The organism is Flavivirga rizhaonensis (assembly GCF_004791695.1).
Taxonomy (GTDB): Bacteria; Bacteroidota; Bacteroidia; order Flavobacteriales; family Flavobacteriaceae; genus Flavivirga; species Flavivirga rizhaonensis.
In genome coordinates, this window is record NZ_SRSO01000005.1 from 40,500 (window position 1) to 57,271 (window position 16,772).

The 16,772-nt window shown below is 32.2% G+C and carries 18 protein-coding genes; 4 read left to right on the forward strand and 14 right to left on the reverse strand.

The annotated features are described in order from the left end of the window. Window positions 1-24: 24 nt before the first annotated feature. The 9 genes from EM932_RS04710 to EM932_RS04745 form a co-directional block, all read right to left on the reverse strand. Window positions 25-2,400, reverse strand: coding sequence for an efflux RND transporter permease subunit (locus EM932_RS04710; protein WP_135876010.1), 2,376 nt, complete (start codon window positions 2,398-2,400; stop codon window positions 25-27). A 159-nt stretch (window positions 2,401-2,559) separates the two neighbouring features. Then, window positions 2,560-3,156: a TetR/AcrR family transcriptional regulator gene (locus EM932_RS04715; protein WP_135876011.1), complete on the reverse strand. Its 597-nt coding sequence runs from the start codon at window positions 3,154-3,156 to the stop codon at window positions 2,560-2,562. Window positions 3,157-3,291: 135 nt separating this feature from the next. Next, window positions 3,292-3,672, reverse strand: coding sequence for a cupredoxin domain-containing protein (locus tag EM932_RS04720; protein WP_135876013.1), 381 nt, complete (start codon window positions 3,670-3,672; stop codon window positions 3,292-3,294). A 45-nt stretch (window positions 3,673-3,717) separates the two neighbouring features. Further along, window positions 3,718-4,266 carry a carboxymuconolactone decarboxylase family protein gene (locus tag EM932_RS04725; protein WP_135876015.1) on the reverse strand — a complete coding sequence of 183 codons (549 nt, stop codon included), beginning with the start codon at window positions 4,264-4,266 and terminating at the stop codon, window positions 3,718-3,720. A gap of 126 nt (window positions 4,267-4,392) precedes the next feature. Further along, entirely contained in the window at window positions 4,393-4,566 is a 174-nt protein-coding gene (locus EM932_RS20830; RefSeq protein WP_170179727.1) for a hypothetical protein, read from the reverse strand. 91 nt (window positions 4,567-4,657) lie between these two features. Beyond that, the gene (locus tag EM932_RS04730; protein ID WP_135876017.1) at window positions 4,658-5,506 is read right to left on the reverse strand and encodes a helix-turn-helix domain-containing protein; all 849 of its coding nucleotides are present in this window, start codon (window positions 5,504-5,506) and stop codon (window positions 4,658-4,660) included. A gap of 123 nt (window positions 5,507-5,629) precedes the next feature. After that, on the reverse strand, window positions 5,630-7,756 hold the full coding sequence (locus EM932_RS04735) for a Tex family protein (protein WP_135876019.1): 2,127 nt from the start codon (window positions 7,754-7,756) through the stop codon (window positions 5,630-5,632). An 89-nt stretch (window positions 7,757-7,845) separates the two neighbouring features. Then, a complete protein-coding gene (locus tag EM932_RS04740) occupies window positions 7,846-8,550 on the reverse strand; it encodes an OmpA family protein (RefSeq protein ID WP_135876021.1) in 705 nt (234 codons plus the stop codon). Between the two features lie 34 nt (window positions 8,551-8,584). Further along, entirely contained in the window at window positions 8,585-9,058 is a 474-nt protein-coding gene (locus EM932_RS04745; RefSeq protein WP_135876023.1) for a lipocalin family protein, read from the reverse strand. A gap of 284 nt (window positions 9,059-9,342) precedes the next feature. Between EM932_RS04745 and EM932_RS04750 the strand changes: the two genes are divergently transcribed. After that, window positions 9,343-9,651, forward strand: a complete 309-nt coding sequence (locus tag EM932_RS04750; protein ID WP_135876025.1) for a hypothetical protein — start codon at window positions 9,343-9,345, stop codon at window positions 9,649-9,651. A 1-nt stretch (window position 9,652) separates the two neighbouring features. On the opposite strand, the gene EM932_RS20835 is transcribed toward EM932_RS04750, so the two are convergent. The 3 genes from EM932_RS20835 to metG form a co-directional block, all read right to left on the reverse strand. Continuing rightward, window positions 9,653-9,814 (reverse strand): hypothetical protein, encoded by a 162-nt coding sequence (locus EM932_RS20835; RefSeq protein ID WP_170179728.1) that lies wholly within the window; start codon window positions 9,812-9,814, stop codon window positions 9,653-9,655. A 75-nt stretch (window positions 9,815-9,889) separates the two neighbouring features. Beyond that, window positions 9,890-10,408 (reverse strand): ferritin, encoded by a 519-nt coding sequence (locus tag EM932_RS04755; RefSeq protein ID WP_135876026.1) that lies wholly within the window; start codon window positions 10,406-10,408, stop codon window positions 9,890-9,892. A 117-nt stretch (window positions 10,409-10,525) separates the two neighbouring features. Next, window positions 10,526-12,655 (reverse strand): methionine--tRNA ligase, encoded by a 2,130-nt coding sequence (gene metG, locus EM932_RS04760; protein WP_135876028.1) that lies wholly within the window; start codon window positions 12,653-12,655, stop codon window positions 10,526-10,528. Window positions 12,656-12,662: 7 nt separating this feature from the next. Between metG and EM932_RS04765 the strand changes: the two genes are divergently transcribed. Next, window positions 12,663-13,679, forward strand: a complete 1,017-nt coding sequence (locus tag EM932_RS04765) for a S66 peptidase family protein (RefSeq protein WP_135876030.1) — start codon at window positions 12,663-12,665, stop codon at window positions 13,677-13,679. A gap of 18 nt (window positions 13,680-13,697) precedes the next feature. On the opposite strand, the gene EM932_RS04770 is transcribed toward EM932_RS04765, so the two are convergent. After that, window positions 13,698-14,270: a YceI family protein gene (locus EM932_RS04770; RefSeq protein WP_135876032.1), complete on the reverse strand. Its 573-nt coding sequence runs from the start codon at window positions 14,268-14,270 to the stop codon at window positions 13,698-13,700. Window positions 14,271-14,395: 125 nt separating this feature from the next. Between EM932_RS04770 and EM932_RS04775 the strand changes: the two genes are divergently transcribed. Beyond that, window positions 14,396-15,241 (forward strand): helix-turn-helix domain-containing protein, encoded by an 846-nt coding sequence (locus EM932_RS04775; RefSeq protein WP_135876034.1) that lies wholly within the window; start codon window positions 14,396-14,398, stop codon window positions 15,239-15,241. A 12-nt stretch (window positions 15,242-15,253) separates the two neighbouring features. On the opposite strand, the gene EM932_RS04780 is transcribed toward EM932_RS04775, so the two are convergent. After that, window positions 15,254-15,706, reverse strand: a complete 453-nt coding sequence (locus EM932_RS04780; protein ID WP_135876036.1) for a DUF1569 domain-containing protein — start codon at window positions 15,704-15,706, stop codon at window positions 15,254-15,256. Window positions 15,707-15,804: 98 nt separating this feature from the next. Here EM932_RS04780 and EM932_RS04785 point away from each other — a divergent pair, with 98 nt between their 5' ends. Further along, a complete protein-coding gene (locus EM932_RS04785) occupies window positions 15,805-16,596 on the forward strand; it encodes a HEAT repeat domain-containing protein (protein ID WP_135876037.1) in 792 nt (263 codons plus the stop codon). Window positions 16,597-16,772: the final 176 nt, after the last annotated feature.

Here is a 16,772-nt window from a genome sequence, read left to right on the forward strand (position 1 = left end):
TTTTTTATGTTTAATATTATTAATTTATTTATCGAAAGCTATTTGTCCTACTTTTACCTTTTCAACAGCTTCTTCTTTTCTACTTGTAAGAATCAATAATGATGGTAGTAATATAAAGTCTATTATGAGTGCTGCTAAAATGATGATAACTGTTATTCTAGCCATATAACTATTTAAAGCGAATGACGATGTAGAGAGTACTGCAAAACCAGCCAATAACACAATGGTTGTTGTTACAAGTGCTTTACCTACTGTTTCAAAAGCGTATACTACAGCTTGTTTGGCATCGTAACCTAACTCCCGTCTGGCTCTTAAAAACTTACTCATAAAGTGTACGGTATCGTCAACAATAATTCCTAGTGTCATCCCAAAAACAATGACCATTCCTGTATTTATTTGGGCTTTATATAGCGTCCAAATACCAAAGCCTACTAAAACTGGTGTAACGTTTGGAATGATACTTAAGAGCCCTAGTTTGAAATTTTTTAAGGCCAACATAAGCACTAAGGAAATTAATATGAGTGCAATAATATTTCCTTTAAACATACTGTCTGCTTGTCTGAAACCTAGTTTAGAAAACATTAAGGTTGGGCTTACGCCCATGGCATGCATGGGCTTTGGCGTATTATTTCGCAACCAATCTTCTCCTTTTTTAGAAAAAGCGATCATATCGGCACTCTTAATATTATCGACAGTCACTGTGACTCTGGTTTCAGATTTATCTACATTAATTTGATTGTTTAGATCTAATCCGAATGGTAAAGACAGTTCGTAAAGCAATAGGTATTGAGCTGCTTCATCTCTATTATCTGGAATACGATAAAAACTTTCGTCGTCCCCGTGCATGGATCTGTTTACGCGTCGGGCTACTTCACTAAACGCATTAACGTGTATGACTTCTGGTTGATCATTTAGCCAATCTTCAAACGCATTCAAATGCTTCAGGTATTCTGGATTGTTTATACCGCCGCTTTCTCCACTTCCTATAGAGTATTCAATGTTATAAATACCTGTTAGGTTATCTCTTATATAATCGGTATCTGTTCTAAATTGAACTGTTTCATCAAAATAATTTATAAATTCATCATTAAACGTATTTTTAGTAGCGAGATAGGTAAGTCCTCCTATAACTAAAAAGGAGATAATTGTTAATCTTACGGGCTGTTTTACAACATAATTGCCAAGGCTTGTATACCAGTTTTTAGGTTCTTTTACTGCTTCTTTTTTAACTTTAGATTTAACAGGGAAAATGGCCATTAATGCTGGTAACACTGTCGTTGAATAAAGGAACGCCATGACCATACCAAAAGCTGTGATGTTTCCTAAATCCCAAAACGGAGGGACATCGCCAAAATTCATAGTTAAAAACCCTATTACCGTTGTTAAACTTGTAATAAAAACGGGCATGAAATTTAATCGCATAGACTCCTTTAAGGCGTCTACTTTATTAAGTCCATCTTTACGCATTTTTTGAAGCATGGTAACCAGTATGTGAATACTGTCTGCAACGGCTAACGTAAGAATCATGGTTGGAAATACTGCTGAAGGCGGCGTCATTTTAATATCCATTAAACCAACAAAGCCCATGGCACTCATTATAGAAAACATGACTACGACCAAAGTGGCTAAAGTGCTCCAAATATTTCTGGTTAAAATAAAGGTTGTTATTATGACTATAAATAACATAATCATGGTTAGGCCCATATCATTCATTGATGATTCAAAGAAAGCCGTATTCATTGGTATTAAACCCGAAGTGTGCACTTGGAAATTTGGGTGTTTCTCCTTAAAATCAGAAATCATATTTCTAATAAAAGGGGTGACCTCACCTGGGATCTCATTAATATCTTCTCCTGGAAGTCTAACGGTTATATTTACTGCTGCTACACTCCCTGCTTGATTAATAAGTCTGTTAACAAGTAATGGTTCTTTTAAAGCTTTTTCTTTAATCTCTAAAATCTCGGCTTCGGTCTTTAAAGACGATTCGTAAGACAGGTCATCTACATATAGATCATCGCCAACGGCACTTGTATGCTGGAAATTAGTTACTGCATCTACTCTCGACGAATATGGGGTATTCCATGATTCTGCGGTTAGCGCTTCTATAGCGGTAAGATTCTCTTTAGTAAATATATTACCATTAGATGGAGAGAGTACGATAACAACATTATCGTCTTTGGTATACTTTTCCTGTAAAGCGTCAAAAGCTTCTAGTTCCGGATTCGATTTACTAAAGAAAACATGGTAGTCTCCATCAAACTCCATATTACCTTGAGACCCTAATCCTAAGGCTAATATTAATGTAGCTAATAATACGGGCCATTTAAATTTTATTACGAAGTTGGCCCAATTCCTGGTAAAAACATTGATGGCACTTTTTGCCTTTTTGATTGTATTCATATAGTGATTTTAAAAAAGTTGACCAGTCAATTATAAATTGAGATGATCGGTGGTTAATAATTAATTCTTTTATATTAAAGACGATTTATATATCTATAAGAGGGACAAATAGTTGATATTTTAATAGTTGACCAGTCGACTATTTATATTTTTAAAAAATTATTTTAATAGTATCTCTTTAACCATAGTCATAAAATTGTCAATAGGTACAGCACTTTTCATTTCTTTCATACTAATCATAGATCCTTTTCCGGCATCCTCAATAAAAGCTGCAATAACCTCAGCTTTCATAGTGTTTTTAATTTTTCCTAAATCTTGAGCTTCTTGAATTACACTTGTTATTAATAATAATATGGTTTGCTCCTTTACCAGAATAGCGGTTCTTATCTTTTCATTATGCTCTGCCATTTCACTAGCAAGGTTGCAAGCCATACAACCCAATTTACACTCCATTTCACCTTTTAAAAGACTCGCTCTAAATTCATAAAAATCTAAAAGACGTTTCATTGGATCTATAGATGTGTCTTCTAAAATTGCTCTTGCAGGAGCAAAATGTCCATTAAAATACTTTTCTATAGCTTTAACTGCAAAATCTTCTTTAGATTCGAAATAAAAATAAAAAGATCCTTTTGGTACATCGGCTGCCTTTACTATATCATTCACACTTGTACCATTATACCCTTTGCTCCACATAATCTCTATTCCCTTTTCTAAAAGGAAATCTGCTTTGGCATCATGTTTAATGGTTTTCGGCATATAAATAAAATTGGATACAAAAATATGACCACTCGTCTAGTAAGTCCAAATTTTAAATGTTAAATTTTCTATAAACTCAAAAAAGGTTGTCTGTTTAGGACAACCTTTCGTACTATTAATTAAATCAAAAACTACTTATTTAACTGTAAGTGTGTATTGTGGGGTTGGATTTAATGGACAGAAATAAACATACTCTCCTTTTGTTAACTTGGTAACATTCGTTTTTTCAACCTTACCGTCTTTAACAACTGTTGTTACATATGCTGTTTTAATATGGTTTTCCGGTTTACTGGCATCTTTACCTTTAGGTACTAATACTAAACCGACCTCTTTTGCTGCATGATTATTTGATACTGCAAATACATAAGACCCTTCACTTAATGTTAAAGCTTTTTGAGTAAATTCTCCTTTAGTTTGCTCTAAGGATACTGTCTTTACATTATTCATGGTGTCTTGAGCATTCGTGTTCATTGTAAATGTTAATGCAATTACTAAAATTGAAATGATTTTTTTCATGATATTTAAAAATTTATTAGTGTGATTATTTATTAATTATTCTTGTTATCCCGCTACTGCTTCTAATGGTTGTGCCACTGGAAAATCTACAGGTACTTGTGTTGTTTGGTGAACGTAATTAGAAATTGTTTTATCTCCTACTAAAGAAATAGTATCTATTAAGTTACCTTTTGTATATCCTGCGTTAAAGAAATTTTCTAAAACAGCTTCTTCTGTCTTCCCTCTGTTTTCTGTAATGTTTTTAGCTAAATGTGCTAAAGCGTTTAATTTGGAATCGAATGACGCATAACCAGCTCTTAATTCTAAGATTTGTTCGTCGGTAAAACCATTCATTTTCCCTATAGCAGTGTGAGCTGATAAACAGTAAACACATGCGTTAACTTCACTTACGGCTAGGTTAACAACTTCTTTTTCTTTTGCTGATAATGATGTTTTTGCATTTGAAAAATTTAAGTAGTTTTCTAATGCTGTATCACTATGTGCGTAAGTTGCATATAAGTTTGGTACAAAACCTAAAGCTTTGTTTAAATTATCGAAAATAGCTTGGTTATTTTCGCTTACGTCTTCTCTTTTTGGTACATTAAATGTGCTCATAATTTTAATTTTTTAATATCTATTATTTTGAAATTTTGTTATTTGTAATTCTGGTACAAAGATGCAATCAAATAAAAGGCTATACCATGTAAGTTCTTCCTTAATGATTGTCAATTTTTCCCTTTCCTATTTTGAAGAGAAAATATTAGCATCTATATGAGGTCGCTCTGCATCGCAATAGAAATCGTGAATATGTTTTTGTTCACAGTGTGTTTTAGGGCTTATTATATGAAGCACTTTTTTTCTATTATTACTGAATATTTCAATTAAATTGAAAATGGATATGTGTTTTAAGTTCATAACTTTAACTGTTTAAATTATACGCTACAAAGATGCCTTATAACAAGGTGTTATAAAATAAACGTATTTCCCTAAAGCTTGTCAATTTTTCCTAAGAAGCAGATTTGAGCTGTTTTTTAAACTCTGAAGGGGATAAAGCGGTGTGTTTTTTAAATAATCTACTTAAATGTGAAGCGTCTTCAAAACCAATTTCAAAAGCAATTTCTTTGGCTGTCTTATCCGTGTAAACCAGTAAACGTTTTGATTCAAGAATAAGGCGTTCATGAATTATTTTTAGCGGACTGGTGTCTAATTTGGCAAATGTATTTGATAGGGTTTTTGGGGATTTAAAGAGTTTATCTGCATAAAAACTTACACTATGCTCTTGCCTAAAATGAGATTCTAATAAAACATTGAAACTTCTTAATAATTCTATTTTTGAATCTTTAGAGGGTGGTATTGTTCCTGTATCATTCTTAGCTTTAAGTATACGTGTGCTTTTAATAATAAATCTAGCCATAAGCATACGCAACATTTCTGCCTGAATATTATCTTTAGTTTCTAACTCATCAACAAACACCTCATGAAGTACGTCAAACTTATTCTGCTCTTTTTCATTTAGATGAATAAGAGGCATATGTTCGTTTCCAAAAAACAATAACCCTGCACAACCAACTTCTTGATCATGATCTTTAATACAATAAAACTCTCTGTTAAATTGATATACAACCAAATCTTTGCCTTCAATAAATTGTAAATATTGAATAGTAGTTAATGCTAATATACTATGAGGTTTTATAGTATGAGGAATACTATCCACAACAATTTTTGCATTAGAATTATTGGTTCTAATAAACATAAATAACCCTGCTTGCTTAGTTTGTTTGTATGGTTTTAAAAGAGACTCATCTCCCACATTTAAAACGGCATTGGTAGAGAATTCTGTAAATGTTTTTAGCATTTCTACTTAGTCTTTTGTTTTTGAATAACATTACAATACTCTTAATAATTTTAAAAACGCACAAAAAGACTACAAAATACTAACATGTAAATATTGATATATAACAAAAATTAGACATTAACATTACTTATGTAATTTTAATTGAATACGCTTTCGCGGAATATCAACCTCTAACACTTTTACTATAATTTGCTGATGTAAACTTACGTGCTCATTAACATCTTTTACAAAGGAATCTGATAGATTAGAGACATGAATCAATCCACTTTCTTTTATACCTACATCTACGAAACAGCCAAAATTGGTAATATTGTTGACAATTCCAGGTAGTAATTGCCCTTCTCTTAAATCTGAAATCGTTTTTATATTCTGATTAAAGGTGAATACTTTTGCTTGTTCTCGAATATCTAACCCAGGTTTTTCGAGTTCTTTAACAATATCTTGTAGTGTTAATAACCCAACAGATTCTGTACAATATTGTTTTAAATCTATTTTTTTAAGAAGCTCTGCATTACCAATAAGGTCTTGAATACTTTTTCCTAAATCTTTAGCCATTTTGGTAACCACAGCATAACTTTCTGGATGCACCGCAGAATCGTCTAACGGATTTTTAGCCTCTTTAATTCTTAAAAAAGCAGCCCCTTGCTCAAAAGCTTTACCTCCTAAACGTGGGACTTTTTTAATATCGTTTCTTGATGTAAATACGCCATTTTCATTACGGAAATTAAAAATATTCTCTGCTAATTTCGGACCAATACCAGACACATAGCTTAATAAACTTTTACTTGCTGTATTGATATTTACTCCAACAGAGTTTACACAATGTTCTACAACAGTGTCTAACGATTTTTGAAGTTTTCCCTGATCTACATCATGCTGATATTGCCCAACGCCAATTGACTTTGCATCAATTTTAACCAATTCTGCTAAGGGATCTTGTAAACGACGTCCAATAGACACAGAACCTCTTACCGTAACATCGTAATCCGGAAATTCTTCGCGTGCAATTTTTGATGCCGAATAAATACTAGCACCCGCCTCGCTTACTACAAAAACCTGAACATCATTTTTAAAATGAATCTTTCTAATTAAGGCTTCTGTTTCTCGTGATGCTGTCCCATTACCAATAGCAATAGCTCCAATTTTATAAGCATCCGCCAACGAACTTATTTTTTTCATCGCACCCGTTGCATCACTTTTTGGAGGGTGCGGATATATAGTTTCATTGTATTTTAATTGTCCTTGTGCATCTAAACACACCACTTTACAACCTGTTCTAAAACCTGGATCGATAGCCAAAACTCGCTTTTCCCCAAGTGGCGACCCTAATAATAACTGTTTTAAATTTTTTGTAAACACATTAATAGCAGATTCGTCTGCTTTGTCTTTAGCTATTTGTAAAGCTTCATTACTTAATGATGGTAATAATAAACGTTTATAAGCATCTGTAATAGCTAACGCTATCTGGTCTGCACATTCATTATTACTACGAATCATTCTACTTTCTATTTTGTTTAAAGCTCTATCATTATCAATTTCTATTTTAACACGAATAAAACCTTCATTTTCTGCTCTTAAAATAGCTAACAGTCGATGCGAAGGGATTCGGCTTAAACTCTCAGACCAATCGAAATAGTCTCTGAATTTTTGAGCTGCTTCATCTTCTGCTTTTGTTTTTACCACTTTTGTAGAAATCATAGCAAAACGCTCTAATTGATAACGGATATTATTCCTAATATCGGTACGCTCGTTCACCCATTCTGCTATAATATGTCTCGCGCCTTCTAAAGCTTCTTCAACCGAATTAATGTCGCCTTTTATATATTTAAATGCTATAGATTCTACATCATTAGCATTTTGACTCATAATGATTTTTGCTAAAGGTTCTAATCCACTTTTACGAGCAGTTTCAGCTTTTGTTTTCCTACTTTTCTTAAATGGCAAATAGATATCTTCTAATGTTGTTAAATCTTGAGTAGATTCTATTTTTTGTTTTAATTCTGATGTTAGAACACCTTGTTCTTCTAAAGCTTTTAAAATGGCTTTTTTTCGCTTTTCTAAAGCCTCATATTGCTCTTTATATTTTACAATGTCTCCAATTTGAACCTCATCTAAATTGCCCGTTCGTTCTTTTCTGTAACGCGAAATAAAAGGGATTGTGCAATCCTCATTAAGTAATTCAATCGTATTTTTTACAGATTGTTCTGGGAGTTGGGTCTGAGTCGTTATAAACTTTAAAATATCAATCATTTAGTAATTCGAATTAATTGAAGGCACAAAAAAATCTCGTTTTCAAAAATAACATTGAAAACGAGATTTATGCAAGTTTATTTACAATTTTAGTTATTCGCCTGTGCTTTAGCTTCTTTAATCATTTTTTCATTAGGCAAAATAGCAATATTTACACGTCTGTTCTTTGCTCTTCCTTCTACGGTTGAATTATCATGCTTTGGTTGAGTTTCTCCAAACCAATTTGTAGTAAATCTACCAGAACTAAGTCCTTTATTTTTAAAATAACCAGTAACAGCATACGCTCTGTTTTTAGACAAAGTCATATTATAATTAGCATCACCTGCGCTATCAGTATGTCCTACAACTAAAATGTTAGTGTCTGGATATTCTTTAAAAACACCTATCAACTTATTTAATGTTATTTGAGAAGCTGCATTAATATTATACTTATTAGTATCAAAATAAACGCCACTACCTTCATCAAACGTTATGACAATACCATCATCTACACGTTCAACTTCTGCTCCAGGGATTTCTTCTTCTATTTTTTGAGCTTGCTTGTCCATTTTATTTCCAATAAGCACACCAGCTCCACCACCAATGACACCGCCAATAACAGCTCCTAATTCACCATTACCTCCTTTGCCAACGTTATTACCAATAATAGCACCTAAAATAGCACCTCCTGCAGCTCCTATTACCGCTCCTTTTTGTTTATTATTAGCATTTTTTACTGCTGTGCAATTAATAAAACCAAATACAACTATTACGCTTAAAAATGTTATTACCGACTTCTTAATATATTTCTTCATTTCTTAAAATTTTTGAAATTGTTATAATTTAATTTTACTGTAGTTTAACAAAATTCATGCTTATTGTAAACGGTTCACCATCTACGGAAACTGTTTGTTGCCATTGCATGTTTGTATTGGATAACTCACTAAGTTCTATTCTAAACCCTCGGTTTGTTTCAGACTTACCTTTTATATCTGTTGGTTTTAATAAGAAATGATATAATCCTGTTTCTGCATCAACTTCTTGAACAGTGAAATTAAAGTATCTATCACCTGTTTCACATGTCCCATTATTGATTGCATAGATTCCTGTATTATTGTTAGATACAAATTTCCAGGTACTACCTTCAAAACACTCTTTGGAAACGTCGCTCAACAATTTTATCTTGTAAGTTCCAGGTTTATCATAGCTTATTGAACTTAGTGACCAATCACCTTTAATTACTTTTTTTGAAGTCCTTACGGTTTTTGATGTCCCACAGGACATCAAACTAATTATAATTAAAAAAATAAATGTGTTTTTCATAGAATTAAAATTTAATAAATGTCTAAAGTATTTACGAACTCATCTTGTTTTCAGACGTTCTTCATCTGTTTTTTCTGAAAAAATTTTCAGCCTATATGTTTGACACAAATTAATTAAATAGGTCACTTGTTTTCTACAATCACTTAGAGAATAATAAGTCAAAAAAGACGAAAAAATTGTATTGAAGTTTTAAAAATTTTGGTTCAAACAATTATAGGTATAATTAACCCTTCGATATTCCGTTAATAATAAACCACTTAACACAAACGATAAGCATCTACGATATGAAAAATTTGTTTTGTTTGCTTTTGGTTTTCCAAATTTATAATGTGTCTTTTTCCCAAGAAAAAACGAACAATAATATTATAGAGGCAGGAAAACCAAAAGCCGATATATTTAAGTTTCATCCTAACCCGACAGATAATGAATTATTTGTAATAGGCACTAATAAAATTAAGAACATTGAAATTATTGACGTTCTGGGAAATACAGTTGCTTCCTATTTTTTCAATAAGAGTATTATAAAAATAGATGTTTCACAAGTAAAAAATGAAAATAATAAAGTGGAAACTAAGAAGTTAATTATACAATAAGTTAAGCCACTTTTTTAAGCAAATCAAAACAAGGGCATTTTTTACAGCGTTTATTTTCGCCTTTTTTAAATTTTTTACAACAACTTGTTTTTACTTTGTCAGTAGTAATAATACCGATTTGTTGTAATTTTTTAATTGCCTTTTTTTTCTTCTTTTTGCCCAAAACAGAATCTAAAATTTAGATAACTTGGCAAAAATACTTATTTTTATTTAATCTAAATAAAGTTTGTTATTAAAATTATTGAGGCGCGTTGGTAGCTGCTGTAGTTACGGTTAAATTTTCAATATCTCTATCGAATAAATACAGACCTCCTTTGTCATCACCAATCATATTAATCTTATCAAGAATAGTACGAGCTACCGCTTCTTCTTCTATTTGTTCTGCAACATACCATTGTAAAAAGTTGTGCGTTGCATAATCTTTTTCTTGAAGGCTAATATGTACTAACTCATTAATACTTTGAGATACAAACACTTCATGTTCAAATAATTTTTCGAACATTTCTTTAAAAGATTTAAAGGTTACGTTAGGTGCTGTTAACTGAGAAATCTTTGCATGACCGCCACGCTCGTTAACAAACTTTATTAATTTTAGCATGTGTTCACGTTCTTCATCAGATTGTGCATACATGAAATTAGAGACACCTTCCAAACCTTTTACCTCAGCCCAGCATGCCATAGCCAAATAAATTTGGGAAGATTCTGCTTCTATTCTTATTTGATTATTTAATGCGTCTTCTATGGTTTTTGATAACATGATATTTCTTTTTACGTAAAGTTAAATAATTCTTTAATGTCTGTAATAATATTAAGATAAAATTAAGTCAATACAATGTGTGTTTTACACAAAATACTTTATGGCTATATAAACCGATTAACTTATCTGCAACCCATTCGTTACAGCGGTATCATCCGGATTTACAAATACCAATTTCCCATCGGGTGTTTCGGTCATTAAAATCATACCTTCACTCTCAACACCTCTTAATGCTCTTGGTGCTAGATTCACTAAAACGGTGACGCGCTTTCCAACGACTTCTTCGGCTGTAAAACTTTCTGCTATCCCAGAAACAATGGTTCTTACATCAATACCCGTATCTACTTTTAAAACGAGAAGTTTTTTGGCTTTTGGCATTTTTTCAGCTTCTAAAATAGTTCCCACACGCATGTCTAATTTTGTAAAATCATCAAATGTAATGGTGTCTTTTTGAGGCTCTACGACAGCATTAGCAATTTCATTTGCTTTTTTGCTAGCTTCTAATTTATCCAACTGTGCTTGTATTGTTTCGTCTTCTATTTTAGAAAATAACAATTCTGCTTTTCCTATTTGATGACCAAATGGAATTAAAACTTCTTTTGTTTTAACTTCGTTCCAAGTGGATTCCGCATCAAGTGAGGAATGACAAAGAATATCTTTTAATTTTTTTGATGTGAATGGTAAAAATGGTTCACTCAAAGTTGCTAAAGCGGATGCTATTTGAAGGGCAACGTACATAATTGTTTTCGTGCGTTCTTCATCTACTTTTATGACTTTCCAAGGTTCTGCATCTGCTAAATATTTATTACCTAGTCGTGCCAAATTCATAAGCTCTTGTTGTGCTTCTCTAAAACGGTAGCGTTCAATAGAACTAGAGATCACATCTGGATAGGCTTTTACCGTTGCCAATGTTTCTTCATCTACCTGAGATAATACATTTGGAGTAGGGGTCACACCATCATAATACTTGTTAGTCAATACAACAACGCGGTTAATGAAGTTCCCAAAAATGGCAACCAACTCATTATTATTTCTTGCTTGAAAATCTTTCCACGTAAAATCATTATCCTTTGTTTCTGGTGCATTAGACGTTAAAGCATAGCGTAAAATATCTTGCTGACCAGGAAATTCTTCTAAGTACTCTGGTAACCAAACGGCCCAATTTTTTGAAGTAGATAATTTATTACCTTCTAAATTTAAAAACTCATTAGCAGGTACATTTTCTGGTAAAATATAAGAGCCCTCAGCTTTTAGCATGGCTGGAAAAATAATACAGTGGAATACTATATTGTCTTTTCCTATAAAATGAACCAATTTGGTATCCTTATCTTTCCAATAGGGTTCCCAATTTTTCCCTTCGCGTTCTGCCCATTCTATAGTAGATGAGATATATCCTATCGGTGCATCAAACCAAACATAAAGTACTTTCCCTTCGCCTCCTTCTACTGGCACAGGAATTCCCCAATCTAAGTCTCTGGTTACGGCACGTGGACGTAAGCCATCATCAATCCAAGATTTACATTGTCCGTATACATTAGATTTCCAATCTTTTTTATGGCCTTCAAGAATCCATTCTTTTAAAAAGGCTTCATGCTTATCTAAAGGTAAAAACCAGTGTTTTGTTTGTTTTAAAGTAGGTATATTTCCTGTTAAAGCTGACTTTGGATTTATTAAATCGGTCGCATTATGACTGGTTCCACAATTTTCACATTGGTCGCCATAGCTTTCTTCATTTCCACATTTAGGACATGTCCCAATCACAAATCGATCTGCTAAAAATTGATTTGCTTCTGCATCATACAATTGTTCTGTTACTTCTTCAATAAACTCACCTTTATCATTTAAAGTTGTAAAAAACTCTGAAGCTGTCTTATGATGAATCTTCGCAGATGTACGTGAATAATTATCAAAAGTGATCCCAAAATCTTCGAATGACTTCTTAATAATGGTATGGTATTTATCTACAATATCCTGTGGTGACACACCTTCGTTTTTCGCTTTAATCGTAATAGGCACACCATGCTCATCACTCCCTCCAATAAGTATAACGTCGTTTCCTGTTAATCGTAAATAACGTGCATAAATATCTGCTGGAACATAAACTCCTGCTAAATGTCCAATATGAATTGGTCCGTTTGTATAAGGAAGTGCTGTGGTAATCGTATATCGTTTAGGTGCGCTCATTTCTTTTTTAAATAAGGGACAAAAGTACGCATTTTGACTACGATTTAGAAAAAAAATGTACATTTACATTATGTCAAAAATCTCATTAATTACTGCGTTGTGTTGTATTGTTTTTTTCTTTGGAGGAAAACAGCTTTCAGCTCAAAATGCATCATCAACTAAAACAAATACATTGATACAACCACCATACTTAAAAGCAGGCGATACGGTTGCAATAGTTGCACCTTCAGGCGTTTTAAAAAATAGAACTAAAGAAGTTCAACAAGCTAAAGCACTTTTGAAAAGTTGGGGATTACATACCGTTGTTGGCAAACATGTTTTTAGTCAAGCTAATCATTTTGCAGGGACTGATGATGAACGCTGTGAAGATTTCCAAAATGCTTTAGACGACCCTAAGATAAGTGCCATATGGTGTGCTCGCGGTGGCTATGGAACTGTTAGAATTTTAGATAAATTAGATTATAGCAAATTTAAACAAAACCCAAAATGGCTTATTGGTTACTCTGATATTACAGCACTGCATAATCAAGTTCATAATGTGGGCGTACAGTCTATTCATGCTATGATGTGCACTAGTTTACAAGACGATTTAGGAGTTATTAAAGAAACACTTTCGACATTTAAAGATGCTATTTTTGGAAAACCCTTAAGCTATACTCTGGAAGGCTCTACATATAACAAAACAGGAAATGTCTCAGCTCCTATTGTGGGTGGCAACTTAACCATGTTGCACACTATGTTAGGCTCTGAAACGAGTATTGACACTTCTGGGAAAATTTTGTTTATTGAAGAAATTGGTGAATATAAATACCATATAGATCGTATGCTACAAAGTTTAAAACGTGCTGGTTTTTTTAAAAACTGCAAGGGTGTCATTGTTGGAGATATGACCAACCTCAGAAAAAACACGACACTTTGGGGCTCCTCAATAGAACAACTTGTTTTAGATGCTTTATCTGATTATGATTTCCCTATTGCTTTTAATATGCCTGCTGGGCATGAAAAGGACAATCGGGCTATGATTTTTGGGGGAACAGTACAGTTGACAGTGGGCACTAGTCAATCTACAGTTGTTTTTCAAAACTAATAGCATGCCTGATTCTTTTTAATTGAATTTCAAATCGACTTCAAATTCAATAGCATCAGAAATAATATCATCTTTAATATTAGCAAATAAACCTTTCGATTCGTATTCAATATCCCATAGAGTTCTATCGATAATGAATTTTGAATTCATTTCATATGTTCCATCTATAACTTTAAATGTTATATTAAAATCAATCTCATTAGTAATATTTTTAATAGTTAGGTTCGCTTTCACCTTAATGGTATTCACATTTTTATGAACAACTTCGGTAAATTTTATTGTTGCAATCAGGTATTTTTCAACATCAAAAAAATCTTGATTTTTTAAATGCTTCACTAACATTTCATTATATTTTCCATCGGTATTTACAATGGTATTCATATCAATTTCAAAACGACCTCCAAGTATCACATCATTGGATTTAATAATATGTCCGTTTATAAATTTTACAGTACCAAAATGCTTATTATACTTAAACAAATTAGACCCTGTCCATTTTACAACGCTTTTAGTAGTGTCTATTTCAATACGCTTTTGAGCATTTATAATGCATGTAAAACAAATAATAACTACGTAAAATAATTTTTTCATGATTTATATTTTTGAGTAAAACTAGACGCATAACATTCAATTTTTGTAAAAAAAGTGTGAAAGAAGTGTGAAACGGATGTGAAAAGTTGAAAATTTTCATTTATTTGAGTATTCTAAATTTTCTCATGAAAAAACTAGCCATTCCTTTATTGCTCATATTATTCTTTACGCTGCTAGGGTGCATAAATGATACGTCTCAGAATCATTTTTCTGAAACCGTGAAAGTAGCTTTACGAGATGCTGGCAATACACTATTGCTTGCTAATAACGATTCTACATCATTGATTTCACCTATTACTAAATTAGATGAGAACAGATATGAATTGGCATTTCAAAAAAAACTCTCTATCACCCCAGATAGCTTAGTCGCTGCTATAAGCAATAGCTTGAAAGCCGCTAAGCTTCCAAAACAATATATTGTTGAAGTTTTTAATTGTAACAATGAAGATGTATTTTATAGTTTTCAAATTAAAGGCAGTACCGAAAGTGATATTATTCCATGTAAAGGCAGAAACTTACCCACAGGTTGCTACACGATTCAGATACTATTTCTCGAAAATAACTCAACACTTAAAACATATATTACTCTTTTAGTATTATTAGCGAGCATGCTTCTTTTTGGTTTTTTCTATTCTAAAAAAAGAAAATCAAAAACAAATAGAAAAGAAGTAACTTCCTATTCAAAAATTGGTGATTATAGGTTTTACAAAGACCAAAACAAATTAATTAAAGAAGCTGTTGAAATAAAACTATCTGCTAAAGAGTGTGAGCTCATGACGATGCTTAGCACGAATCTAAATCAAGTTGTAAAACGTGAGGTTTTAGTCAAAGAAATATGGGAAGATCATGGTGTTTTTGTTGATAGAAGTTTAGACACCTTTATATCGAAACTTAGAAAAAAATTCAAAGACGACCCTTCTATAAGTATTGTAAACGTTCATGGCGTTGGCTATAAATTGGAAGTCCTTTAAAAGGCTTCGCCTTTAAACTCCAAATTGATTTAAATGATGATCTATATGCTTGTAAAACATATTATTCCATTCTTGTTTAGATAATTTACCAAAAGAATGCGATTCCCTATTATCAAAATACGCTTCTCCTAAGTTTTGTGTTTTATTTAAGTAATTGATCAATCGTTTTTTTTCTATCTCAAAGTTTTTTGAATCAGTAATTAAAAACTCAGGTGCTGTTCTGCCGTTTTTCTTGTATGGTTTTTCGTTGACTACTATAGATTTAACAAATAACTTTAATAGTGCTTTTTTAAAACCACTAGGTTTAGGGTGAATATTCTCATAAGCCAGCTCATAAGTCACATTACAATGTGCTAACATTTGATCCACACTCATTTTCCCCCATTTTGGTTGGGTTGTTGTTTCTAGATTATTAATTCTGTCGATAACAGCATTGGTTTCGTTTAAATCAAAAATATTTTTCATCTTATGTTTAATAATTTTATTTGTTAGCTAACACGCATGCAATTTATTCATTTTATTTATACCTTGAAAACTGTTTTATCAATCTTGAAAACTATTTTATGGGGTTTTACGATTTATCAAAAGAAGTACGAAATCAACTTGTTGAAAAAATCGATCGAGACATTGCTCATAATTTAGCTTCGAGTGAAATTGAAAATATTATTACATATTTTTCAGATGAAGACACTTATATTCGTAAAACAGCTTATTTAGCTATCGGCAAACTTTTTTATTCTAAACCAGAACTACAACCCACCATACTTTCTACATTACAGGCTCTACTAAAATTGGACGCTTCGACTACACTTACTAAAAGTCCTGAAAAAGTACGCCAAACTGTAGTAAATGCTGCTGGCGAAATTGGTAAATTTCATTTTGAAAAAGTGCAATCTTTTTTTGATACTGGATTATTTGACGAACATCATTCTGTTAGAAATGCGGTTATTGGTTCTGTAAAGAAAATGGGGGAGAAAAACCCAATCCCTGTTCTAGCTTGGGCAAAAACTTATTTAAAACATCCCGAAAAAGAAATTCGTCGTGAGATTTGTCACGGTATTGAGTTACGAGGTCGTACACATCCTCAAGACATCCTGCCTTTATTAAAAACGTTGGAATTTGACGATACTAAACGAGTTTCGGATACTTTAATTCATGTTTTAGGACAAATTGCTTATAAAAATGGTTGCTTAAAAACAGTTGTTGCTCATCTTAACACTTGGGAGAACAAACCTCTGGTTGAAAAAGCTTTAGATGAAATTGTTGATGTACATGACCGTTATAAAAAGTTTGCCGTTTTATCTCAGCAGGAGGCTATTGATTATATTGATGGGTATTATAAGCCTGAAAATTAGAATAGGTTACTATTTTTAATGACTATATAACTGAAAAGGTATCTAAAATACACAGAAGCTTGTCATGTCAAAATGAGGCACGATTAAGACATCACATATTATTTGTAAAATAATAGATTATGTGATTTCTCCTAACGTCGAAAAGACTATTGTTTTCATAATAAAGTAAAGAATTT